This window comes from Dasania marina DSM 21967 (genome assembly GCF_000373485.1).
GTDB lineage: Bacteria > Pseudomonadota > Gammaproteobacteria > Pseudomonadales > Dasaniaceae > Dasania > Dasania marina.
The window spans coordinates 154037-175188 of sequence record NZ_KB891587.1 but is presented as its reverse complement, the minus strand read 5'-3'; the positions used below and the strand labels follow the sequence as shown (position 1 = coordinate 175188).

General features: G+C 45.6%; 26 protein-coding genes. 23 read left to right on the top strand and 3 right to left on the bottom strand.

Annotated features, from left to right (window positions below):
• Nucleotides 1-3 precede the first annotated feature (3 nt).
• From rplP to rplQ, 20 genes are all read left to right on the top strand, one after another.
• Nucleotides 4-417: a 50S ribosomal protein L16 gene (gene rplP, locus B067_RS0115975; protein WP_019531101.1), complete on the top strand. Its 414-nt coding sequence runs from the start codon at nucleotides 4-6 to the stop codon at nucleotides 415-417.
• Nucleotides 417-608: a 50S ribosomal protein L29 gene (rpmC, locus tag B067_RS0115970; RefSeq protein ID WP_019531100.1), complete on the top strand. Its 192-nt coding sequence runs from the start codon at nucleotides 417-419 to the stop codon at nucleotides 606-608. Before rplP ends, rpmC begins: the two co-directional genes overlap by 1 nt.
• 1 nt (nucleotide 609) lies before the next feature.
• Nucleotides 610-876 carry a 30S ribosomal protein S17 gene (rpsQ, locus tag B067_RS0115965; protein ID WP_019531099.1) on the top strand — a complete coding sequence of 89 codons (267 nt, stop codon included), beginning with the start codon at nucleotides 610-612 and terminating at the stop codon, nucleotides 874-876.
• 53 nt (nucleotides 877-929) lie between these two features.
• Complete coding sequence (rplN, locus tag B067_RS0115960; RefSeq protein ID WP_019531098.1) at nucleotides 930-1298, top strand: 50S ribosomal protein L14; 369 nt, start codon at nucleotides 930-932, stop codon at nucleotides 1296-1298.
• 32 nt (nucleotides 1299-1330) lie between these two features.
• The gene (gene rplX / locus B067_RS0115955) at nucleotides 1331-1639 is read left to right on the top strand and encodes a 50S ribosomal protein L24 (protein WP_019531097.1); all 309 of its coding nucleotides are present in this window, start codon (nucleotides 1331-1333) and stop codon (nucleotides 1637-1639) included.
• A 31-nt stretch (nucleotides 1640-1670) separates the two neighbouring features.
• A complete protein-coding gene (rplE, locus tag B067_RS0115950; protein WP_019531096.1) occupies nucleotides 1671-2210 on the top strand; it encodes a 50S ribosomal protein L5 in 540 nt (179 codons plus the stop codon).
• A gap of 11 nt (nucleotides 2211-2221) precedes the next feature.
• Nucleotides 2222-2527, top strand: coding sequence for a 30S ribosomal protein S14 (gene rpsN / locus B067_RS0115945; RefSeq protein WP_026244723.1), 306 nt, complete (start codon nucleotides 2222-2224; stop codon nucleotides 2525-2527).
• 61 nt (nucleotides 2528-2588) lie between these two features.
• Nucleotides 2589-2987, top strand: a complete 399-nt coding sequence (gene rpsH / locus B067_RS0115940) for a 30S ribosomal protein S8 (RefSeq protein ID WP_019531094.1) — start codon at nucleotides 2589-2591, stop codon at nucleotides 2985-2987.
• Nucleotides 2988-3011: 24 nt separating this feature from the next.
• The gene (rplF, locus tag B067_RS0115935) at nucleotides 3012-3548 is read left to right on the top strand and encodes a 50S ribosomal protein L6 (protein WP_019531093.1); all 537 of its coding nucleotides are present in this window, start codon (nucleotides 3012-3014) and stop codon (nucleotides 3546-3548) included.
• Nucleotides 3549-3556: 8 nt separating this feature from the next.
• Nucleotides 3557-3907, top strand: a complete 351-nt coding sequence (gene rplR, locus B067_RS0115930) for a 50S ribosomal protein L18 (RefSeq protein WP_026244722.1) — start codon at nucleotides 3557-3559, stop codon at nucleotides 3905-3907.
• An 11-nt stretch (nucleotides 3908-3918) separates the two neighbouring features.
• The gene (gene rpsE, locus B067_RS0115925; RefSeq protein WP_019531091.1) at nucleotides 3919-4431 is read left to right on the top strand and encodes a 30S ribosomal protein S5; all 513 of its coding nucleotides are present in this window, start codon (nucleotides 3919-3921) and stop codon (nucleotides 4429-4431) included.
• Nucleotides 4432-4453: 22 nt separating this feature from the next.
• Nucleotides 4454-4633 carry a 50S ribosomal protein L30 gene (rpmD, locus tag B067_RS20720; protein ID WP_035802489.1) on the top strand — a complete coding sequence of 60 codons (180 nt, stop codon included), beginning with the start codon at nucleotides 4454-4456 and terminating at the stop codon, nucleotides 4631-4633.
• Between the two features lie 2 nt (nucleotides 4634-4635).
• Complete coding sequence (gene rplO / locus B067_RS0115920; protein WP_019531090.1) at nucleotides 4636-5082, top strand: 50S ribosomal protein L15; 447 nt, start codon at nucleotides 4636-4638, stop codon at nucleotides 5080-5082.
• Between the two features lie 51 nt (nucleotides 5083-5133).
• Complete coding sequence (secY, locus tag B067_RS0115915; protein WP_019531089.1) at nucleotides 5134-6411, top strand: preprotein translocase subunit SecY; 1278 nt, start codon at nucleotides 5134-5136, stop codon at nucleotides 6409-6411.
• Nucleotides 6412-6436: 25 nt separating this feature from the next.
• Entirely contained in the window at nucleotides 6437-6553 is a 117-nt protein-coding gene (rpmJ, locus tag B067_RS21695; RefSeq protein WP_083921449.1) for a 50S ribosomal protein L36, read from the top strand.
• 141 nt (nucleotides 6554-6694) lie between these two features.
• A complete protein-coding gene (gene rpsM / locus B067_RS0115910) occupies nucleotides 6695-7051 on the top strand; it encodes a 30S ribosomal protein S13 (protein WP_019531088.1) in 357 nt (118 codons plus the stop codon).
• Nucleotides 7052-7132: 81 nt separating this feature from the next.
• On the top strand, nucleotides 7133-7525 hold the full coding sequence (rpsK, locus tag B067_RS0115905; RefSeq protein WP_019531087.1) for a 30S ribosomal protein S11: 393 nt from the start codon (nucleotides 7133-7135) through the stop codon (nucleotides 7523-7525).
• Nucleotides 7526-7552: 27 nt separating this feature from the next.
• The gene (gene rpsD / locus B067_RS0115900) at nucleotides 7553-8173 is read left to right on the top strand and encodes a 30S ribosomal protein S4 (RefSeq protein ID WP_026244720.1); all 621 of its coding nucleotides are present in this window, start codon (nucleotides 7553-7555) and stop codon (nucleotides 8171-8173) included.
• 53 nt (nucleotides 8174-8226) lie between these two features.
• Nucleotides 8227-9231, top strand: coding sequence for a DNA-directed RNA polymerase subunit alpha (locus B067_RS0115895; RefSeq protein ID WP_019531085.1), 1005 nt, complete (start codon nucleotides 8227-8229; stop codon nucleotides 9229-9231).
• Between the two features lie 97 nt (nucleotides 9232-9328).
• The gene (gene rplQ, locus B067_RS0115890) at nucleotides 9329-9715 is read left to right on the top strand and encodes a 50S ribosomal protein L17 (RefSeq protein WP_019531084.1); all 387 of its coding nucleotides are present in this window, start codon (nucleotides 9329-9331) and stop codon (nucleotides 9713-9715) included.
• Nucleotides 9716-9791: 76 nt separating this feature from the next.
• On the opposite strand, the gene B067_RS0115885 is transcribed toward rplQ, so the two are convergent.
• The 3 genes from B067_RS0115885 to B067_RS20715 all read right to left on the bottom strand — a co-directional run bounded on the left by B067_RS0115885 (nucleotide 9792) and on the right by B067_RS20715 (nucleotide 15586).
• Nucleotides 9792-10673: a universal stress protein gene (locus B067_RS0115885; RefSeq protein WP_019531083.1), complete on the bottom strand. Its 882-nt coding sequence runs from the start codon at nucleotides 10671-10673 to the stop codon at nucleotides 9792-9794.
• 86 nt (nucleotides 10674-10759) lie between these two features.
• Nucleotides 10760-13582 carry an excinuclease ABC subunit UvrA gene (uvrA, locus tag B067_RS0115880; protein ID WP_019531082.1) on the bottom strand — a complete coding sequence of 941 codons (2823 nt, stop codon included), beginning with the start codon at nucleotides 13580-13582 and terminating at the stop codon, nucleotides 10760-10762.
• 138 nt (nucleotides 13583-13720) lie between these two features.
• Entirely contained in the window at nucleotides 13721-15586 is a 1866-nt protein-coding gene (locus tag B067_RS20715) for a serine hydrolase domain-containing protein (RefSeq protein ID WP_019531081.1), read from the bottom strand.
• 252 nt (nucleotides 15587-15838) lie between these two features.
• On the opposite strand from B067_RS20715, the gene B067_RS0115870 reads away from it, so the two are divergent.
• From B067_RS0115870 to B067_RS0115860, 3 genes are all read left to right on the top strand, one after another.
• Nucleotides 15839-16687 carry a carbon-nitrogen hydrolase family protein gene (locus tag B067_RS0115870; RefSeq protein WP_019531080.1) on the top strand — a complete coding sequence of 283 codons (849 nt, stop codon included), beginning with the start codon at nucleotides 15839-15841 and terminating at the stop codon, nucleotides 16685-16687.
• Nucleotides 16688-17011: 324 nt separating this feature from the next.
• Nucleotides 17012-19396, top strand: a complete 2385-nt coding sequence (locus tag B067_RS0115865) for a TonB-dependent receptor (RefSeq protein WP_026244719.1) — start codon at nucleotides 17012-17014, stop codon at nucleotides 19394-19396.
• Nucleotides 19397-19641: 245 nt separating this feature from the next.
• Entirely contained in the window at nucleotides 19642-20874 is a 1233-nt protein-coding gene (locus tag B067_RS0115860) for an MFS transporter (RefSeq protein WP_019531078.1), read from the top strand.
• Nucleotides 20875-21152 lie beyond the last annotated feature (278 nt).

Here is a 21152-nt window from a genome sequence, read left to right as displayed (position 1 = left end):
CAAATGCTTCAACCTAAGCGTACAAAATTTCGCAAGATGATGAAGGGCCGCAATCGCGGCTTGGCTCACCGGGGCAGCAGCATCAGCTTCGGTGAATACGGTCTTAAAGCAATCGGCCGTGGTCGAATCACTGCTAGGCAGATCGAGGCAGCTCGTCGTGCGATGACTCGCCACATTAAACGTGGCGGTAAAATTTGGATTCGAGTTTTCCCAGACAAACCTATTACCAGTAAGCCTTTAGAAGTACGTCAAGGTAAAGGTAAGGGTAATGTTGAATACTGGGTTGCTCAAGTTCAGCCAGGTAAAGTTTTATACGAAGTAGAAGGTGTTAGTGAAGAGCTAGCGCGCGAAGCATTTGCTTTGGCGGCCGCTAAAATTCCAGTTGCCACTGCATTCGTTAAAAGATTGGTGATGTAATGAAAACTACTGAACTACGCGAAAAGTCTGCAGAAGACTTAAATGCCGAGTTGCTAAAGTTACTTGAATCTCAATTCAAGTTACGCATGCAGAAGGCGACAGGCCAGTTGGGTCAGACGCATCTGTTGAAGCAGACTCGTCGTGAAATTGCCCGTGTTAAGACGGTTCTCGAAGAGAAGGCAGGTAATTAAGATGTCAGCAACAGAAAATACAGCTCGTACAGCAACTGGTAAAGTTGTTAGCGACAAGATGGATAAAACCATCACTGTTCTTATTGAACGCCGGGTAAAGCACCCTGTATACGGTAAGTACATCACTCGTTCTACCAAACTTCACGCACATGATGAAGCTAATGAGTGCAAACTTGGTGATGTAGTAACTGTTTGTGAGACGCGCCCTTACTCCAAAAGCAAATCTTGGAAGTTAGAGCGTATCGAAGAGAGTGCTTCTCAGATTTAAGTCCGAGATAGATATAGTTGGTGGCGGTAGTTACTAACATTTTGGAGTAGGAAATGATTCAGACACAATCATATTTAGAGGTAGCGGATAACAGCGGTGCACGCCGAGTTATGTGTATCAAAGTGTTAGGTGGTTCACACCGTCGCTATGCGCGCATAGGTGATCTGATCAAAGTTACCGTTAAAGAAGCTATACCTCGCGGTAAAGTGAAAAAAGGTCAGGTAATGACTGCGGTAGTGGTTCGCACCAGGAAAGGTGTTCGTCGTCCAGACGGCTCACTGATCAAGTTCGACGATAATGCTGCGGTTATATTAAATGCTCAAGATGCTCCCATAGGTACTCGTATCTTTGGTCCAGTTACTCGTGAGCTGCGTAGCGAAAAGTTTATGAAAATTATCTCTTTAGCGCCTGAAGTATTGTAAGTCGGCGAGTAAATAGAGACTGAGGATCGGAAATGCGTAAGATTATTACAGGCGACGAAGTTATCGTCTTAACCGGTAAAGACAAGGGCAAACGTGGTTCAGTTCAACGTTTGGTTGATGAAAAGCGTGTGCTTGTCTCTGGTATTAACATCATTAAGAAGCACCAGAAACCTAACCCGCAAGCGGGTGTGGCTGGTGGCATAGTTGAAAAAGAAGCGCCGATCCAGGTTTCTAACGTAGCGATTTATAACTCGTCTGCGAATAAGGCGGATCGAGTTGGTTTTAAAGTTGAAGACGGTAAGAAAACACGTGTCTTTAAGTCTAACGGCGAAGCGATTTAAGACCTTCGGTAAGGCGAGCTGGGAATAAGTAATGGCTAATTTGAAAGATCTTTATAATACAGAACTCCGCACCAAGCTTAAAGAAGAGCTGGGTTTGGATAATGTAATGGAAGTACCCCGTATCACTAAAATCACCCTGAATATGGGTGTGGGTGAGGCATTGGGCGATAAGAAGGTACTTGATAACGCGGTGCGTGATATGCAGCAAATCTCTGGTCAAAAGCCAGTGGTTACTAAAGCTCGCAAATCTATCGCTGGTTTTAAGGTGCGTGAAGACTGGCCGATAGGCTGTAAAGTGACTTTGCGTAGCGATCGTATGTATGAATTCCTGGAGCGTTTAATCACTATCGCGATTCCACGTATTCGTGACTTCCGTGGCATAAGCCCTAAGTCTTTCGATGGTCGCGGTAACTTTGCTATGGGTGTTACTGAGCAAATTATCTTCCCAGAAATCGATTACGATAAAGTTGATACGTTACGTGGTATGGACATTACTGTTACTACTACGGCTCGCAATAACGACGAAGGTCGTGCATTGTTGAAAGCGTTTAACTTTCCATTTAAAGGTTAAGGTCGACAGTAATGGCTAAGAAATCAATGATCGCACGCGACGTTAAACGTGCAAAAACTGTTGAAAAGTTTGCCGCAAAACGCGCTGCTTTAAAAACAATTATCGCCAATGTTAACGCTAGCGATGAAGAAGTGTGGGATGCGCAAATAAAATTGCAGCAATTACCTCGCGACGCAAGTCCAGTCCGTCAGCGTCGTCGCTGTCAGATTACTGGCCGTCCTCACGGTGTATACCGTAAGTTCGGTTTGTGCCGTAACAAGTTACGTGAAGCAGCAATGCGCGGTGATGTGCCAGGCTTAGTTAAAGCTAGCTGGTAATTAAGAATTTAAAGAGTTTATAAAGCGCACTTCATTCGGAAGTGGCTTAGGAGCACAAACTATGAGTATGCAAGATCCAATCTCAGATATGCTGACTAGGGTCCGTAATGCGCAGATGGCGGGTAAGCCAACTGTAGCAATGCCTTCTTCTACTTTGAAGGTGGCGGTTGCTGACGTGCTAGAACAAGAAGGCTTTATTGCTGGTCATACAGTTGCTAAAACTGAAGACGGCAAGGCTAACTTGAGCATTGAGCTGAAATATTTCGACGGAAAGCCAGTTGTTGTTGAGATCGACCGCGTTAGCCGTCCAGGTCTGCGTTCTTACGCAGGCAAAGGCGATATTCCATCAGTACGTGGTGGATTAGGTGTGGCTATCGTGTCGACCAGTAAAGGTGTAATGACTGATCGCGCTGCGCGCGCTGCCGGTGTCGGCGGTGAAGTGCTTTGCACAGTCTTTTAATTTTGGCTTTGAAGAGTTAGTACTATGTCTCGAGTAGCGAAAGCCCCAGTTGCTATCCCTGCAGGAACCGAAATAAAGCTAGACGGCAAGATTATTGTTGTTAAAGGCTCTAAAGGTTCTTTAAGCATGGATATCAGCGAAAAAGTATCTATTAAAGAAGTTGAAGGCACGTTAGTGTTTGCTCCTTCTAACGAAAGTGACCGCCAAGGTTGGGCTATGGCTGGTACTTTTCGTGCATTAGTGAACAACATGGTTACCGGTTGTAGCCAAGGCTTCGAAAAGAAGTTGTTGTTAAACGGTGTTGGTTATCGTGCTAAGGCCGATGGCAAGTCTTTGAACTTGTCCTTAGGTTTTTCACACCCTGTTGATTATCAATTGCCAGAAGGCGTATCAGCAGAAACTCCTTCAGTAACAGAGGTTGTTTTGAAGGGTATTGATAAACAAAAAGTTGGACAAGCGGCAGCAGAGATTCGTGCTTTCCGTCCGCCCGAGCCTTATAAAGGCAAAGGTGTACGTTATGCTGATGAGCTTGTTCGTCGTAAAGAAGCTAAGAAGAAGTAGGTAAGGTTATGAGCGCTAAGAAAGTTTCAAGAATTCGCCGTTCACGCCGTGCCCGTTTTAAGATGCGTGAACTTGCGGTAACACGTTTATGTGTGAACCGTACATCACAACACATATACGCACAAATCATCTCTGCTGATGGCAATAAGGTTTTGGCTTCTGCCTCTACTTTAGATAAAGATTTGCGCAGCGCTGCAACTAGCAATATAGATGCGGCCGCGAGTGTTGGAAAGTTGATTGCAGAGCGTGCAAAAGCAGCAGGTGTTACTGATGTCGCTTTTGATCGTAGCGGTTTTAAATACCATGGTCGTGTAAAGGCCTTGGCAGACGCTGCCCGTGAAGGCGGCCTTCAATTCTAAGGTTTTGAACGATGGCATTTAATGATTCTAAAAAACAGGATGATTCTGAAGGTTTGCAAGAAAAACTGGTTCAGGTCAACCGTGTTGCTAAAGTAGTAAAAGGTGGCCGTATATTCGGCTTCACAGCACTGACTGTAGTTGGTGACGGTAATGGTAAAGTAGGTTTTGGTCGAGGCAAGGCGCGTGAAGTGCCAGTCGCTATCCAAAAAGCTATGGAAGCTGCGCGTCGCAATATGATAGATGTGGACTTGAATGGTGATACTATTCAATACCCCATCAAAGCCAGTCACGGTGCTTCTAAAGTTTACATGCAGCCAGCCTCTCAAGGTACGGGTGTCATAGCCGGTGGTGCAATGCGTGCGGTGCTAGAATTAGCAGGCGTACACAACGTATTGGCCAAATGTTACGGCTCTACGAACCCTGTGAACGTGGTTCGTGCAACATTTAACGCTCTTAAGACGATGAATTCTCCAGAGCAAGTTGCTAACCGTCGCGGCAAAACTGTCGAAGACATTTTGAATTAAGCGGTAGTCAGGATTACATATCATGGCCAAGAAAATTAAAGTTACACAGGTAAAAGGTTCTAACGGACGTATACCTGCACACAGAGCTTGTATTGCTGGTTTAGGCCTGCGACGCATTAATCATACAGTTGAGCTAGAGGATACTCCTTCAGTTCGCGGTATGATTAACAAAGTTCATTACATTGTGAGAGTTGAGGATTAATCATGACCTCAGATTTACGTTTAAATACTATTAGCCCAGCACCGGGTGCCAAGCAAAATGCAAAACGCGTTGGCCGCGGTATTGGTAGCGGCACAGGTAAAACTGGCGGTCGTGGCCATAAAGGTCAAAAATCTCGTTCTGGCGGTTCAGTTCGTCCAGGTTTCGAGGGTGGCCAGATGCCTATGCAGAAACGTTTACCGAAGTTTGGTTTTACGTCTCGCGTTGCTCGTATTACTGCACAAGTTCGCACTAGCGAATTAAATTTAATCGCTGATGAAGTGATCGATATAGATGCGTTAAAGCGTGCCGATATCATTGCTACTCACATCGAGCGTGCGAAAGTATTTCTTTCGGGTGACGTTACTAAAGCCGTAACTATTAAAGGCTTGGCAGTAACTAAAGGCGCTCGTGAGGCTATCGAAAAAGCTGGCGGCAAGGTCGAAGACTAAATGAAGAAAGGATTGGCATCTGCAGGATCTCAATCAGGACTGGGCGAGCTTATGGCTCGCCTTCGTTTTGTTCTGATGGCAATAATTGTTTACCGAGTCGGTACGCATATTCCACTCCCCGGTATCAATCCAGACCAAATAGCGGCTTTGTTTAATCAAAACCAAGGTACGGTATTAGGTTTATTCAATATGTTCTCTGGTGGTGCACTAGAGCGTATGAGTATCTTGGCTTTAGGGATTATGCCTTACATTTCTGCCTCTATTATTATGCAGCTAATGTCGGCGGTTAGCCCTCAGCTAGAGGCATTGAAGAAAGAAGGTGAGGCGGGTAGGCGCAAGATTACCCAATATACACGTTACCTAACGGTGCTATTAGCTACCGTACAGGCAGCGGGTATGGTTGCTGGCTTAAGCAATCAGGGCATGTCTTACTCTGCGGACGCCAGTTTCTATTTTGTGGCCGTAGTTTCGCTAGTGACCGGTGCTGTTTTCATGATGTGGCTAGGCGAGCAGATCACTGAACGCGGTATTGGTAACGGTATTTCGCTATTGATTTTTGCGGGTATTGTTGCAGGCTTGCCTTCTGCGGTAGGTCAGTCATTAGAGCAGGCCAGACAGGGTGAGCTCAATGCGTTAGTGTTATTGCTTATTTTGGCGCTAGCGATAGCTGTTATTTACTTGGTGGTTTACATCGAGCGCGGTCAACGTCGCATTACTGTTAACTATGCCAAGCGTCAGCAAGGTCGTCGCATGGTGCAGGGGCAGCAAAGCCATTTACCTTTAAAAGTGAATATGGCGGGCGTAATACCTGCTATTTTCGCAAGCTCTATCTTGCTATTCCCTGCCTCTATAGCGCAGTGGTTTGGCCAAGGTAATGATATGGAATGGTTGCAAGAGCTTGCTCTGCAAATCGGACCAGGTCAGCCTTTGAACATATTATTGTTCACAATGTTGATCGTATTTTTCTGCTTCTTTTATACGGCGTTGATGTTTAACCCTAAAGATGTAGCAGATAATTTGAAGAAATCCGGTGCTTTTTTGCCGGGTATTCGCCCTGGCGAGCAAACAGCTAAGTACATAGATAATGTATTGACGCGCTTAACCATGTTTGGTGCGTTATATATCGCCTTAGTCTGTTTGTTGCCACAGTTTCTCGTCGTGATGTGGAATGTACCATTCTACTTAGGTGGTACATCATTATTGATCGTCGTAGTTGTAGTTATGGACTTTATGGCGCAAGTGCAATCTCATCTGATGTCTAATCAGTACGATGGCTTGATGCAAAAGGCCAATTTGAAAAACTATGGTAAATCTGGCGCTCCGCGCTAGGCCATTTACCCATTGGGGAAGTGATATGAAAGTTCGTGCTTCTGTGAAGAGAATTTGTCGTAATTGTAAGGTAGTACGCCGCAAGGGTGTTGTTCGAGTTATTTGTAACTCTGAGCCACGCCACAAGCAGCGTCAAGGCTAAACAGTAGCAACAAGTTGGTTCATTTCAGGCATTCTTAGGAATAGCTTGATTTTTGATTAGTCTGACGCTAGACTGTCGCGCCTTTCGCGCAGGTGGTTAACGTGCGTGCAGGTAAATATTAGATTTTGTGGAGTAAATTGGATGGCTCGTATTGCTGGTGTCAATATACCAGATCACAAACATGCCGTGATTTCATTGACTTACATATTCGGTGTAGGCCGTACAACTGCTAGACAGCTGTGCGCCACCACTGGTGTTGCTGAAGACTCAAAAATCGGTTCGCTGTCAGAAGCTGAACTCGACGTTTTGCGTACTGAAGTTGCGAAGTTAGCCGTAGAAGGTGATCTTCGTCGTTCTGTGTCAATGAACATTAAGCGTTTGCTTGATCTTGGTTGCTATCGTGGTTTGCGTCACCGTAAGAGCTTGCCTCTACGCGGTCAACGCACAAAAACCAACGCTCGTACTCGTAAAGGCCCTCGTAAGCCTATACGCAAGTAAGTACGTAGACAGTAACCCTAGTGTAGCTACACACTAATGGTATTTATAAGTGTAGTGTCGATATTAGAGTAGGAATTAAACATGGCTAAGCCTAGTGCAAAGCAGACCCGTAAAAAGGTCAAAAAGACTGTAGTGGATGGCATCGCGCACATTCATGCATCTTTCAACAACACCATAGTTACTATAACCGATCGTCAAGGTAATGCCTTATCATGGGCTACCGCTGGTGGATCTGGTTTCCGTGGCTCTCGTAAAAGTACCCCGTTCGCTGCTCAGGTTGCTGCTGAACGTGCCGGTACCGCCGCCCTAGATTACGGTTTGAAAAACCTTGACGTAGAAGTTAAGGGGCCTGGTCCTGGTCGCGAATCTGCAGTTCGTGCATTGAACAACTGCGGTTACAAAATTGGCGCAATCAACGATGTGACGCCAATTCCCCATAACGGCTGTCGTCCTCCTAAGAAACGTCGCGTTTAACTTTAATTTAAGATCAGGAATGCAAACATGGCTAGATATATAGGCCCAACTTGTAAACTGTCCAGAAGAGAAGGCACGGATCTGTTCTTGAAGAGCGGCGTCCGTCCATTGGACTCAAAATGTAAAGCTGAAACAGCACCCGGTATGCACGGTGCCCGTCGTGGTCGTCTATCTGACTACGGTGTTCAGCTACGTGAAAAACAAAAAGTTCGTCGTATCTATGGTGTACTCGAAAAGCAATTCCGTGGCTACTATAAAGAAGCTGCGCGTCTTAAAGGTGCTACAGGTGAAAACTTGTTACGTCTTTTAGAGAGTCGTTTAGATAATGTTGTTTACCGTATGGGCTTTGGCTCAACGCGTGCCGAATCTCGTCAATTGGTTGCGCACAAGTCGATTTTGGTAAATGACCAAGTGGTAAACATTGCCTCTTATCAAGTTAAAGCAGGCGATAAAGTTTCTGTACGTGAGAAGTCTAAGACTCAATTACGTATTAAGCAGGCTTTAGCGCTATCTGCACAGCGTGCTGACGCTGAGTGGATTGATGTTAATGAAGGTAGTATGGAAGGTACTTACAAGTCACAGCCAGATCGCGCTGACTTGCCTTCTGAAATTAATGAAAACTTGATCGTCGAATTGTACTCGAAGTAATTCAGTACGAATAACAACGATAAACTAGAGACGACTACTACACAGGTGCCTATATGCAAAGTGCAGTGAACGAATTTTTAACGCCGCGTGTTATTGAAGTTGAAGAAACTGATTCTACGCGCGCAAAAGTTACATTAGAGCCCTTAGAGCGTGGCTTCGGCCACACTCTAGGTAATGCTTTACGTCGTATCTTATTGTCTTCAATGCCTGGCTGCGCCATTATTGAAGCAGAAATCGACGGTGTTTTGCACGAGTACAGTGCAATCGAAGGCGTTAAAGAAGATGTTATTGAGATTCTATTAAATCTCAAAGGCGTCTCGATAGTGATGAACGGTAAAGATGAAGCCGTTCTGAGTTTAAGCAAGAAAGGCCCCGGTGTAGTAACTGCGGCTGACATCCAGGTTGATCATGATATAGAGATCAAAAACCCTGGTCATGTTATTGCTCATCTAAATGATTCTGGCGAAATTAACATGAAACTGACTGTCGGCCGTGGCCGTGGTTATGTTCCTGTTGGCGCTAGGCAGACAGAAGACGATGAAACCCGCACCATAGGCCGCCTGCAACTGGATGCTTCTTATAGCCCAGTTCACCGTGTAGCTTATGTGGTTGAAAGCGCCCGTGTTGAGCAACGTACTGACTTAGATAAGTTGGTATTAGATCTCGAGACTAACGGCACTATCGATCCTGAAGAAGCCATACGTCGTGCAGCGACTATTCTTCAGCAGCAATTATCGGTGTTTGTTGATCTTGAAAGCGAAAAAGAAGTTGAGCCTGTTGAGGAAGAAGATCAAGTTGATCCTATTTTACTGCGTCCAGTTGATGATCTTGAATTAACAGTACGCTCGGCTAACTGCTTGAAAGCTGAAAATATTTACTACATTGGTGATTTGGTACAGCGTACTGAGGTTGAGTTGTTAAAGACTCCTAACCTAGGTAAGAAATCACTAACAGAAATAAAAGATGTATTAGCGTCACGTGGTTTGTCTTTGGGCTTACGCCTAGACAACTGGCCACCTGCCAGCTTAAAGAACGACGATAAAGTTCTAGCATCTTAATGTTATAAGCCGGGGCCGATTATCGGCGTCCATAAGCGTTATTTATTGCTGTGATAGCAACACTGTCATCGCAAAGAAAAGGTAAGGAAATATAGCCATGCGTCATCGTCATAGTGGCCGTCAGTTAAACCGTAATAGCTCGCATCGTAAAGCGATGTTCCGCAACATGGTTAACTCTTTGGTTGAGCACGAGTTGATTAAAACAACTTTGCCTAAAGCTAAAGAGCTCCGTGGTTATGCTGAGCCTCTTATTACATTGGGTAAAGAAGACAGCCTTGCTAACCGTCGCCTAGCTTTCGATAGAACTCGTAGCAAAGCAACTGTTGGCAAGTTATTCACCGATCTAGGGCCTCGCTTTAAAGAGCGTCCAGGCGGCTACATCCGTATTTTAAAATGCGGTTACCGTACCGGTGATAAAGCACCTATGGCTTATGTAGAGCTAATAGATCGCCCTCAGGTTGAAGCCGAAGGTAGTGAAGATTAAGGTTTAGTCTTCATAAAAAAAGCCGAGCTTAGCTCGGCTTTTTTGTGTCTGGCGTTTAGGCAGGGGCTATATTGCCTTAGGGTTTTACGGCGATTACATCGGTGTATAAGTTTTGCAGTATCGCTTCAACGGTATTGCCCAGCAGTTTACCCTTCACGCCTTTGCGGCCCACGGTGCCTATGACTACCGCTTCAGCTTTGAGTTTGCTGGCTAAGCTGGGGATAATTTTCTCCGGCTTGCCTTGTCGAACAATGAATTGCTCTTTGCTTAGTTCATGTTGCGCACAAAAATCGGCAATGACTTGCTGTAGCTTCTGCTTCTTGTTTTTAACGTAAACACTGGCATCAACGATATCCATATCCACTAAGGCCTGAGGCACGGTGATAACAAAGCAGGCTTGTACTTTTGCGCCAGTGGCGGCAGCCAGTTGTTTGGCTTGCTGCATAACCAAGTGATTGAGCTTGCTCTTGCTGGCGGTTGCTGTAGCTAGGTCAACGGCGGCAATAACCGTGGGCTTTTTCTTCCAGCTTTTGCTGGCAGTAATCATTACCGGTGCTGGGCACTCCCGCAGTAGCTGCCAATCGGTGGAGGTGTATAGGCGATGGCCGGTTTTATTGCCGGTTTTTATCACCAGGTCTATGGGCTGCTGTTGGCAGTGGGCAACAATTGCGCTGGCGATATGTTTACACCACAGCGTTTCTACTTTGATGTTTTTGCTGGGCGCCTTTAACTCTTTTAGGGTTTTCTCTACTTGTTCTTTGCGTTGCTGTAGTAATTTTTTTTGCAGCGCGTTACGGCTAAGGTTGGCGTAAGGCGTGCCGGCTAGATTGTGTATGTCCGCAAAACAAAACCCAAATACGGTGATTTTGGCGGCGGTTGTTTGTTGTATAGCTAGCGCCCTAATTAGGGCTGTGTTTTTGCCGCCCTGGGGGTCGGCAATAACGAGTAGTTCCTTCATGGTCTGCTCCGAGGGTTGGGCTATTGTTATGCTTCCGATCAAGTATAGAAGATAAAGTACTAAACAGGGTTTAAAAAAGTTTGCGCTTAATCAAGTAAGGGTTTTAAAAAGCGCCCAGTATGCGAGTCAGTGTTAGCCGCTACCTGTTCTGGTGTGCCGGTGGCAATAATTTGGCCGCCGCCGCTACCGCCTTCGGGGCCTAGGTCTATAACCCAGTCAGCGGTTTTTATCACATCGAGGTTGTGCTCTATTACCACGATAGTATTGCCGTGGTCGCGCAGCCTGTGTAGTACATTGAGCAATTGCTGTATATCGTGAAAGTGCAAGCCGGTGGTAGGTTCATCCAATATGTATAAGGTTTTGCCGGTGTCGCGCTTGGATAGCTCTTTAGAGAGTTTTACCCGCTGTGCTTCACCGCCTGATAAGGTAGTGGCGGATTGGCCCAAGCGTATGTAAGACAAACCTACATCAATAAGGGTTTGTAGCTTTTTATGGATGGCGGGGATGTTCTCAAAAAAGCCACAGGCATCTTCTACCGTCATATCTAAGACTTCGTGTATGTTCTTGCCTTTGTAGCGCACCTCTAAGGTTTCACGGTTATAGCGCTTGCTCTTGCAGATATCGCAGGGCACATACACATCGGGTAAAAAGTGCATTTCTACCTTGGTGACACCATCGCCTTGGCAGGCTTCACAGCGGCCACCTTTAACATTAAAGCTGAAGCGGCCTGGCTTGTAGCCACGCGAGCGCGCTTCTTGGGTGCCGGCGAACAAGTCTCTTACCGCCGTGAATATTCCGGTGTAAGTGGCTGGATTAGAGCGCGGCGTGCGGCCGATCGGGCTTTGGTCGATGTCTATACACTTATCCACCAAATCCAAGCCCTTAATGGCCTTATGAGGGGCTGCGGTGAGGGTGGTGGCGCCATTGAGCGCGGTAGCCGCAAGCGGGTGTAGTGTGCCGTTAATCAGCGTAGATTTGCCCGAGCCGGAAACGCCAGTCACGCAGGTCATCAAGCCTATGGGTATGCTTAAATCGACATTTTGTAGATTGTTACCAGAGGCCTTGAGCACCTCAATCTGTTGTTTGGGATTGTTGGTGTGGCGTTTTTTAGGTACGGCTATGCAGAGCGCACCTGATAGGTATTGGCCGGTAAGTGAGCGCTTATTATCAATGATGTCCTGATAGCTGCCCTGGGCGATGACTTCACCGCCATGTACGCCGGCACCGGGGCCTATGTCTATAATGTGGTCGGCGCTGCGTATGGCGTCCTCATCATGCTCTACCACGATCACAGTATTACCTATGTCGCGCAGATGGTTAAGCGTTCGAAGTAAGCGCTCATTATCGCGCTGATGTAGCCCTATAGAGGGCTCATCAAGAATATACATCACGCCTACTAGGCCTGCGCCGATTTGGCTGGCCAGTCGTATGCGTTGGGCTTCGCCCCCTGAGAGAGTGTCGGCGCTGCGGCTAAGGGACAGGTAATTGAGCCCCACATCCACTAAAAACTGTAGCCGGTCTTTAAGTTCTTTCAGTATTTTACTGGCGACCTTCGCTTTACCGCCGGCAAACTCTAAGCCGTGGAAGTAATCCAGCGCTTCACCTATGGGCATTTGAGTAATGCTGGGCAAGGTGCGGTTATCGATAAACACATGGCGAGCTTCGTGTTTAAGTCTAGCGCCGCCGCAGTCCGAACAAGCTTGGGTGCTGAGGTATTTGCTAAGGTCTTCGCGCACCATTTGTGATTCGGTATCACGGTAGCGGCGCTCCATATTGGGGATGACGCCTTCAAAGCTATGTTTGCGCTGAAAGATGTCACCGCGGTCGTTGGCGTAGTTGAAGTTGATTTCTTCATCGCCCGAGCCCTGCAGGATGACCTTTTGGGTGGACTTAGGTAGCTGCTCAAAAGGTGTTTCTATGGCAAAGTCGTAATGCTCGGCGATGGACTTGAGCATGTGGAAATAATAGACGCTGCGTCTGTCCCAGCCACGTATGGCCCCTTCGGCCAAACTGGCTTCGGGGTGTTGCACTACCCGGGATTGGTCAAAGTACTGCTTAATGCCTAGGCCATCACAGCCGCCACAGGCGCCGGCTGGGCTGTTAAAGGAGAACAGCTTAGGTTCTAACTCAGTAATGCTGTAGCCGCACTCGGGGCAGGCAAAGAGTGAGGAGAACACTAAGTCTTCGCGCTCGCCATCCATAAAGTTAATCACAGCGATACCACCGGTGAGTTCTAGGGCTGTCTCGAAGGATTCCGCTAAGCGAGTTTGCAGGTCGTCGCGTATTTTTAAGCGATCTACTACCACCTCTATGGTGTGTTTTTTCTTTTTATCCAGATCGGGAGTATCGTCTAAGTCGCAAACTATGCCGTTAATACGGGCACGGACAAAGCCGCTAGCGCGCAGTTGATCAAATACATGTAAGTGCTCACCCTTGCGCTCGCGTACGGTGGGCGCTAGTAGCATTACCTTGCTGCCCTCGGGCAGGGCCAGCACCGAGTCCACCATTTGGCTAATAGTTTGTGCCTCTAACGGCTGGCCGTGTTCGGGGCAGCGCGGCTCACCTACGCGGGCATAGAGTAGGCGCAGGTAGTCATATATTTCGGTAATGGTACCCACGGTGGAGCGGGGGTTATGGGAGGTAGATTTTTGCTCTATGGAAATAGCGGGGGACAAGCCTTCGATATGATCCATATCGGGCTTTTCCATCATCGATAGGAATTGCCGCGCATAGGTAGACAGTGATTCCACATAGCGGCGCTGGCCTTCAGCGTAAAGGGTGTCAAAGGCTAAAGAGGACTTACCGGAACCTGAAAGCCCGGTAATGACCACTAATTTATCTCGGGGGATATCGAGGTCGATGTTTTTTAGGTTGTGGGTACGTGCGCCCCTGACCAAGATTGTATCCATAGAAAATTACCGCAATGCAAAACGCACTAGTATAAATCTTTGTACGCACAGTAAGCAAAGTTTGCGGGCTGTTAATTTGGCGGTAGTGCAGCTTGCGGTTTGGCCATGGATAAGCGTGAGGGGGCGCGATTTGGCGTCTTAATGTTGGCAGAGAGGCGATATCTTATTGAGCTCCATCGCGGCATTAATCCAGCCAGTTTGTTTGTGGTTGGCATCGCCGAAATGATAATAAATCATACCATTGGGCAGGGCGGCAATAGTTATGCCGCCATAGCCAGCCATATAAGGCACCCAGCTGCCCTTAGTGCAGTCTAAGGTGTCGGTATAGGCAAGGTCTTCATACCAAAAACCATTGTTGTAGCGCCAGGCACTGTCTTCAGCGTTTAAAATATCCAGTCCTGCAGTCGGTGGTAAATGGAGGGTGTTTGTTATCATTTCGGCATCTAATAAGCGCTTACCCGCAATGCTTCCTTTGTTGGCTAATAGCTGGGCGAGCTTGGGGATGTCATCACGCACAAAGGTGAGTCCATAGCCGGTAAAAATTTGTGCGCTTTCATCGTAGCTGCGCTTCGAGGTATAGGTGGTTGGGCTTAGATTCAAGGGCTTCCAGATACCGTCAACAATAATGTCGTTATAGAAATCCTTGCTGGAGTTTGTTTTTTGTTGATAAAAATTGTGCATTGCGCGGCCAAGTACGTAGGTGTCGGAAGTGTGATAGCTGAAGACTTCTCCCGGCTTACTTTTGTGTGGAAAATGCCCACAGGCAAAGTCGATAAGCTGTTTATGGGTACTGGCTTCGAAGAAGTTATTTAACTTGTATTTTAGGGCTTCATCTTCCCCTAGCTGGGTAGAAATATAATTTCCTGTAGACATGTCTAATGCGTTTTTAAAGGTGACGCCTTGCCATTTGTCGCCAGAGCACTCAGGGACATAGTCTGAAATAAGTAAATTTTTACTACCGGGATATAGCTTTTCCAATCGCATAAGGCCATAGCCGCCAGCAACCGATTTTGCCGTAGAGTAAGATGGCACATTCAAAACTTCGCAAAACGGATAGAGGCCAAAACGTGTTTTACAGTCTCCTACATAGTGTATGCCTTTATAAAGCACACCATAAATGGATATTTCATCAGCGTCGGCGCCTATTCCTGCTTGGCTATTGTAGGATTTTAGTTGCACCTGAGGATAACTATTTATTAGATTTTTGATGGGTTGCGTGGGTATCCTGTTGGCAACTTCCTGCTCGTATTTGGCTATAGTCTCTGCGCGCTTTTTAATAAGGTGCGGCGTATAAGAGGCCTCGAGTTTGCCCCGTAAGTTGAGTTTCATATAAAAACAGGTTTCCCCTGCGAATTGATAAGCAGCATTTGAGATGCTGCCATCATCTTTAAATAAAAATGTCAGAACGCCGTTCCATGTGCAGTTAGCGTTAGTTTCTTGTAGGGAGAAGGGCAGGGCGGCCCGTGAATAGCCTAAGTCACCTGCTTCATTCCAAACGCGGCCTGGTTCGAGTATGTATTCAGAATTACCGTGTGAGCTGGCGATTAAGCCGCGCTGTATGGGTATTAAGTGAGTGCCATGTTGAATAAACTCAAAGTCGAATTCGGGGAGGTGATTGGCGTTGCGGTAATATTGCTTATTATTAAACTTGCTGACCTCTATAGCTTTGCCGTTTTTATTTTCGCCGTGCAAGCTTAGCCTTCCTTGAAAATTATTAGTTGGGTTAGCTGCCGCTTTAGGAATGCTGTAGTGGCTGTAATCCATTAATGTTAGCCTGTCAGAGCTTAATAAAAAGTCATGGCTTAGTGCTTTTCTATCCGTATTTCCAGATCCGCTAAAACTACCATAAATAAAACCTTGTTGATTAGAGCTGTTTAGCTCGTTAGTTATTGCGGTAATTCGGCCACTATTATTTTCCATAACGTCCATGTTAATAAGCTTGTGATTATAGGCGCAGGCTGATGTTGTGATTAGTAGGCCGGCAAGCAGTACTTTTTTAATCATTGTTTTTGTCCTTGACTTCTATAGGGCGTGTTGTCTGCTCGAATAATGGTTTTTATTTTGCATAATCAAGTATTGATTTTAAAAGGGCTTATCAAGTCAAGTCCACATAAATTTTGGGTCTATCTGTATCGTTAACTGGACCTACTTTTGATTTGTAGGCTTATGTATTGTGTGTGCGACTGTGGTTGCATTGCCCGTTTTTGGCGGTGTTATTTTTAAGTCTTTCTTTTGTTGTGAAAAATGAGGTGGTCTATGTCTAGGTTTATGGTTGCGGGTTTGCAGCTAGAGCTGGAAGCAAAAAATAACATGGATTTGGTTATGGATGAGATGAGAAAAACCAAGTCTAGATTTCCATTTGTAAAGATGATTATGATGGGCGAGTTAGGTGTTTTTGGGCCTGCTCTGGAGAATGCTGTTGAATTACCGGGCCCTGAAGAGGATGCATTTTGTGAGTTGGCTAAAGAACTGGGAGTATGGATATTACCTGGGTCTATTTTTGAGCGTAAGGACGGTAAAATTTATAATACTACGCCCGTAATAAATCCTGAGGGTGAAGTTATTGCGCGTTATCGTAAGATGTTCCCGTTTTTCCCTTATGAAGCGGGGGTGACGCCGGGTGATGAATTTGTTGTTTTCGATGTTCCCGAGGTAGGCAGGTTTGGTGTTAGTATTTGTTACGATATGTGGTTTCCCGAAACAACGCGAACATTGGCGTGTATGGGGGCCGAAGTAATACTGCACGCAACAATGACTAATACCGTGGATAGAGACATTGAGCTATCAATTGCTAGAACTAACGCGGCATCTAACCAGTGTTATTTTGTGGACATTAATGTCGCAGGTAAGATCGGTTGGGGAGGCTCTATAGTAGCCGGCCCTGGTGGTGAAGTTATACATCAAGCGACTAGTACGAGAGAGGTCATAGTTATGGATCTTGACCTAGAGTATGTTCGGCATGTGCGTAAAAATGGTTGGCATGGTTTAACCCAACCGCTTAAAAGTTTTAGGGACAGTGTGGTTCAGTTTCCACAATATGCCGATAAAGACTTTAAGTGCAATATATTAAATGAGCTAGGCGAGTTAAAAAAGCCGGAAAGTTGAACTGTTCGGGTCATTAATACTAGCGGTTTACTGTGAGGGCGTCTTAGGGCGCCCTTTTTTGAAGGCTAGTGTCGATGACTTAGTCGCTGGCAAGGCGCGTAATTTTAATAATAATGTAAATTGTATATCTTGATAGCTATATGATTTTGTTGGTTTTTCTATATTGGTTCTATGATAGTTGAGGTTGGTGTTGGTGCATGAGATTGGACCCAAGTGAGTTGAACTTTGGATCTACTTATTGTGATTTTGGCGAGTAATATCTAACACTCGTAGAGAATTTAGTCGGCACTGTGCCGATTCCATTTAGATGATTTGGGGATAATAATGAAATCTAAGTATTATAAAAATAAATTTCCGTATGGCCGGATGATGTCTTTAACCTTGGCATCAGTAAATGTCCTAATGGCTGGTGTTGCCAGCCCAACCTATGCTGCAGGCATGGAAGAATTGATTGTTACCGCTTCTCGACGCGCCGAAATGGTGATGGATATCCCTTACAATATTACCGCCGTAAGTGGTGACAGTATTGAGGCCGCACAAATAACCGATGCTACAGATTTGATGCGCTCTATGACCGGCGTCAATGTAGTGGACAGAGGCTATCGAAACTCTGGGGCAATCAACGGTATTATGATTCGCGGTATGAATGTCGACGGTGGTGGCAATGGTGATATCCCCCTATCGGCAGTGCCTACTGTATCCACTTATATTAATGACAGCCCTTTATATGCCAACTTCATTCTTAAAGACATTGAGCGTGTTGAGGTTTTACGTGGGCCGCAAGGCACCCTCTATGGCTCTGGGGCGCTAGCGGGTACGGTTCGCTATATTATGAAACAGCCAGAAACAGAGGAGTTCTACGGTAAGGCCTCCGGTTCTTATAGCCAGACGGAAGGCTCTGAGGGGTTTAGCTGGTCTTCTGATTTAGTATTAAACATGCCTATTAATGATCAAATAGCCGTTAGACTTTCTGGTGGCATGATCGACGCCGACGGCATCACCGATTACACCAATGTTTACGCTTTGGATGAGAAGGGTGCGCCAATCGCTACGGGTGGGGATATTACCAATGGCGATCCCATCTATACCGAAAAAGAAGATGCCGATACGGTTGAAATATGGCATGGCAAGGCCTCTATATTATTTCAACCCAGTGATGAATTTAAAGCGCTGCTAACGTATCAGCAGCAATCCGATGAAATTGGCGGGCGTCGTCAGCAAACCACAGGCACCCATTGGGTGACCGGTGTTGAGCAGGCTTATGATGATTATGAAAATGGTTCTATTCAACTAGAGCCTAGCTCCAGAGATGTCGATATGACGATGCTGGAGATGGAATATGATATGGGCTTTGCCACGCTGGTCTCCAGTACGTCGGCCTACGAGCACACGGGTGAGAGCATTAGTGAGAACACAGGGTTTTATGCCAAATTTGCTTGGTTTACCACCCTGTATGGCGGCACCCCACGTCCCATCGCTAAATCTGAGCGCAGCTATTCAGATGAGGCGGTTATTCAGGAATTTCGTTTAGTCTCCAATACCGATGGTTTTGTGGATTGGACGGCTGGTCTTTACTACATGGATCAGGAAATGGGTGCTGTTCAGACCAACAGCATGCCGGGTTGGTCGGATTATATTAATACCGTCCCTAGTTGGTATGGGCACTTTTTTGGCGCCGACACTTCAACGGAGATCGACTTTGCCTACGATAGAAAAACAGACTTTGAAGATAAGGCTGTCTTTGGTGAGCTTACTTTCAATATCTCCGATGAGTTTAGGGCGACGCTAGGGGCGCGTTATTTTGACAATAAATTTGTTAACAAAACCACCATGGACACCCCTATCTGGAGCAACCCTGCTACACCGGAGTTTGAAATATCGGATGATGGTGTTTTGTTAAAAGGTAATGTTTCATGGGATTTCGGTCCTAGTCAGTTAGCCTATATTACTGTTTCAGAGGGCTATAGACGAGGCGGCGCCAATGCGGTGCCTTTAACCGGAGGCTTTGCCGAAGATCCTGCTTGGCAGCAATATGATTCAGATTCTGTTATTAACTATGAAGTTGGTTTTAAAGGCTCACCAGGGCTGATGAAGTATAACGTTTCATTGTTTTATATGGACTGGGATGACGCGCAGTTAAATACAGCCACACCTATATGGGGTTTTTATGCGGCAATAAACGCAGGCAAAGCCAGAAGCCAAGGGGTGGAGGTTGAGATTGAAGGGATGCTTACGGATGATCTACACTATACCGTTGGTTATGCTTATGTAGACTCTGAACTTAGAGAAGATGTTTTTAGCCCTACCGGTGGTGCTATTGCCGAAAAAGGTGAGCAGCTACCAGGCACCGCGAGAAATATCCTGAGTGCATCTGCAGACTACTCACAGTTGTTGGATAGCGGCATCAACTGGACGTCACGATTGCATGTTTATTATCAGTCGGCGTCACGTAACTCTATTGGTAGTGACCCTAGGTTTGATATTGACTTTGATGGCTTTCAATTGTGGAATGCGTCTACTCAGTTGATTGCTGACTCCTGGACCGCGACGCTGTTTGCTAAGAACCTCACTAATGAAGAGGGAGTGACGGGGACGTTAAGTGAGGGTTATATGGGTACAGAGCCTTCACAAAACTTTTTAGGCAACTCTTCGAAGGACTATATCGTGCTACCTAGAACCCTTGGCGTGGCACTAACGTATAGTTTTTAGAATGATGGGCTAATGTTTGTATTCTCATAAAGGGTTGCGTGCGAGCGCAGCCCTTTTTTTGAAATACAGATTGTTATTCAAGTCTTATTGCCGATTAGTAAAAAGTAGCTTTTAGTGATAATGACCTACAGTTTCAATAGCGGTAACGTTAAGGTACTACTTGTCGCGTGTTACAAATGAACCTCTATCTTTATTGGCTTTGATGTGGATGGAATGTTGTTAATTTTCCTAGAGTTGTAGTTGTTATGAATAAGCATGATAAAGATAATAATGAAAGTGTAAACGTAGAGATTAAGAGTGGTCGTTATTGTTTCTCAGAGACAGGAACGGCGGTAAATATTGCTCTGGCTTTTTTAACGTCGGCAGGCTTGTTTTACGCTAATATCATGCCCGTTTTAGTTTCTGGTTTGGTAGAGGGCTTAGGCTTCTCCCAGAAAACGGCGGGTATCATTGGCTCAGCAAATATTTATGGTGCTGCATTAGGCGCTTTTATTTCTATTTTTATCGTTAAAAGAATAAAGTGGAAATTTGTCTGTTTGATATTGCTATTGTTGCTGATCTCGATAGATATAATATCTATGTTTGTGTCGAATGCAGAGTCCTTAATTGCTGTTCGCTTTGTACACGGTTCGGTAGGTGGGTTAATAGTTGGAATAGGCTTGTCAATTACCGCCAGAACGAAAAACGCAAGCAAAGCATTTGGTTATCTTTTGCTGGTGCAATTTGGTTGTGGTGGTTTGGGTGTTATGCTGATACCGGGGTTGATTCCAGATTATGGCCATCAAATAGTATTTTTTGTCTTGATCGTATTTAGCTCAATAGCCTTGCTTACATTGCCTTTTTTACCCGCGTTCCCTGTGCGTAAAGCGACGGTTGAGCTTCAGCTGGGTATAAAAAAGATTAAACTATATCGCAGCCCTGTGCTGCTAGTGTTGTTAGCTATATTTTTATTTCAGGCGTCAAATATGGGGCCCTATGCCTATATTGTAGGGCTGGGTAAAAATTATAATATAGACATTGCTTTTATTAGCTCCTCTTTAGGTATTGCTGCTTGGATGGGTATTTTGGGGTCGCTGTTGGTGGTCTTCTTGGCGTCAACAAAGTGCGGTAGAACCATCCCTATAGTCATTGCAGTTTTTGTCACGCTAGTGGGTACTGGGTGTCTACTCTATAGCGAATACAAATGGGTATATTTTGTAGCGAACTGCGTCGTCGGTATTACGTGGGCCTTTTCTATCGCCTATCTGTTGGGCATGGTCGCAGAATTTGATAAGGCCGGGCAAATGGCTGCGTTAGCGGGCTTGGCCTCAAAGTTGGGGTTGGCTTCAGGGCCTATGATTGCAGCGTTAGTGTTGGGCGATGATGACTATAAAATTCTTATTACTTTAGCGGTAGTAGCCCTATTTGTTTGTTTGTTACTGGCTATATATCCTGCGCTGTTATTAGACCGCCGTGAGAGTAAAGTTAACGTGTTATAGGTGTAGTTGAGTTATGTTTTTTAATTATAATTTAGGTCGTTTCATACTTTCTGTTTTTCCTGAAAGATGAGATGCAATAATGTTTAAATGTTGCGTATTTCCTCTGGGTATTTATGGGGGTGTGGTTTTTAGGTTGTCATATTTTTATACTGGCAAGTTATTTTAGGCTTGGATCGAGAAAGCGCGGATAATATGTTGCAATAGTTCAGTATTTATCTACAAGTTATGGATAAAAACAATTATCTGTAAGATCAGGCCTTAGCTATTGCAATTGTCTA

Excerpts from the sequence above, each read along its gene's own strand:
- rplP (WP_019531101.1), top strand. The coding sequence starts at position 4 with ATGCTTCAACCTAAGCGTACAAAATTTCGCAAGATGATGAAGGGCCGC.
- rpmC (WP_019531100.1), top strand. The coding sequence starts at position 417 with ATGAAAACTACTGAACTACGCGAAAAGTCTGCAGAAGACTTAAATGCC.
- rpsQ (WP_019531099.1), top strand. The coding sequence starts at position 610 with ATGTCAGCAACAGAAAATACAGCTCGTACAGCAACTGGTAAAGTTGTT.
- rplN (WP_019531098.1), top strand. The coding sequence starts at position 930 with ATGATTCAGACACAATCATATTTAGAGGTAGCGGATAACAGCGGTGCA.
- rplX (WP_019531097.1), top strand. The coding sequence starts at position 1,331 with ATGCGTAAGATTATTACAGGCGACGAAGTTATCGTCTTAACCGGTAAA.
- rplE (WP_019531096.1), top strand. The coding sequence starts at position 1,671 with ATGGCTAATTTGAAAGATCTTTATAATACAGAACTCCGCACCAAGCTT.
- rpsN (WP_026244723.1), top strand. The coding sequence starts at position 2,222 with ATGGCTAAGAAATCAATGATCGCACGCGACGTTAAACGTGCAAAAACT.
- rpsH (WP_019531094.1), top strand. The coding sequence starts at position 2,589 with ATGAGTATGCAAGATCCAATCTCAGATATGCTGACTAGGGTCCGTAAT.
- rplF (WP_019531093.1), top strand. The coding sequence starts at position 3,012 with ATGTCTCGAGTAGCGAAAGCCCCAGTTGCTATCCCTGCAGGAACCGAA.
- rplR (WP_026244722.1), top strand. The coding sequence starts at position 3,557 with ATGAGCGCTAAGAAAGTTTCAAGAATTCGCCGTTCACGCCGTGCCCGT.
- rpsE (WP_019531091.1), top strand. The coding sequence starts at position 3,919 with ATGGCATTTAATGATTCTAAAAAACAGGATGATTCTGAAGGTTTGCAA.
- rpmD (WP_035802489.1), top strand. The coding sequence starts at position 4,454 with ATGGCCAAGAAAATTAAAGTTACACAGGTAAAAGGTTCTAACGGACGT.
- rplO (WP_019531090.1), top strand. The coding sequence starts at position 4,636 with ATGACCTCAGATTTACGTTTAAATACTATTAGCCCAGCACCGGGTGCC.
- secY (WP_019531089.1), top strand. The coding sequence starts at position 5,134 with ATGGCTCGCCTTCGTTTTGTTCTGATGGCAATAATTGTTTACCGAGTC.
- rpmJ (WP_083921449.1), top strand. The coding sequence starts at position 6,437 with ATGAAAGTTCGTGCTTCTGTGAAGAGAATTTGTCGTAATTGTAAGGTA.
- rpsM (WP_019531088.1), top strand. The coding sequence starts at position 6,695 with ATGGCTCGTATTGCTGGTGTCAATATACCAGATCACAAACATGCCGTG.
- rpsK (WP_019531087.1), top strand. The coding sequence starts at position 7,133 with ATGGCTAAGCCTAGTGCAAAGCAGACCCGTAAAAAGGTCAAAAAGACT.
- rpsD (WP_026244720.1), top strand. The coding sequence starts at position 7,553 with ATGGCTAGATATATAGGCCCAACTTGTAAACTGTCCAGAAGAGAAGGC.
- B067_RS0115895 (WP_019531085.1), top strand. The coding sequence starts at position 8,227 with ATGCAAAGTGCAGTGAACGAATTTTTAACGCCGCGTGTTATTGAAGTT.
- rplQ (WP_019531084.1), top strand. The coding sequence starts at position 9,329 with ATGCGTCATCGTCATAGTGGCCGTCAGTTAAACCGTAATAGCTCGCAT.
- B067_RS0115885 (WP_019531083.1), bottom strand. The coding sequence starts at position 10,673 with ATGAAGGAACTACTCGTTATTGCCGACCCCCAGGGCGGCAAAAACACA.
- uvrA (WP_019531082.1), bottom strand. The coding sequence starts at position 13,582 with ATGGATACAATCTTGGTCAGGGGCGCACGTACCCACAACCTAAAAAAC.
- B067_RS20715 (WP_019531081.1), bottom strand. The coding sequence starts at position 15,586 with ATGATTAAAAAAGTACTGCTTGCCGGCCTACTAATCACAACATCAGCC.
- B067_RS0115870 (WP_019531080.1), top strand. The coding sequence starts at position 15,839 with ATGTCTAGGTTTATGGTTGCGGGTTTGCAGCTAGAGCTGGAAGCAAAA.
- B067_RS0115865 (WP_026244719.1), top strand. The coding sequence starts at position 17,012 with ATGAAATCTAAGTATTATAAAAATAAATTTCCGTATGGCCGGATGATG.
- B067_RS0115860 (WP_019531078.1), top strand. The coding sequence starts at position 19,642 with ATGAATAAGCATGATAAAGATAATAATGAAAGTGTAAACGTAGAGATT.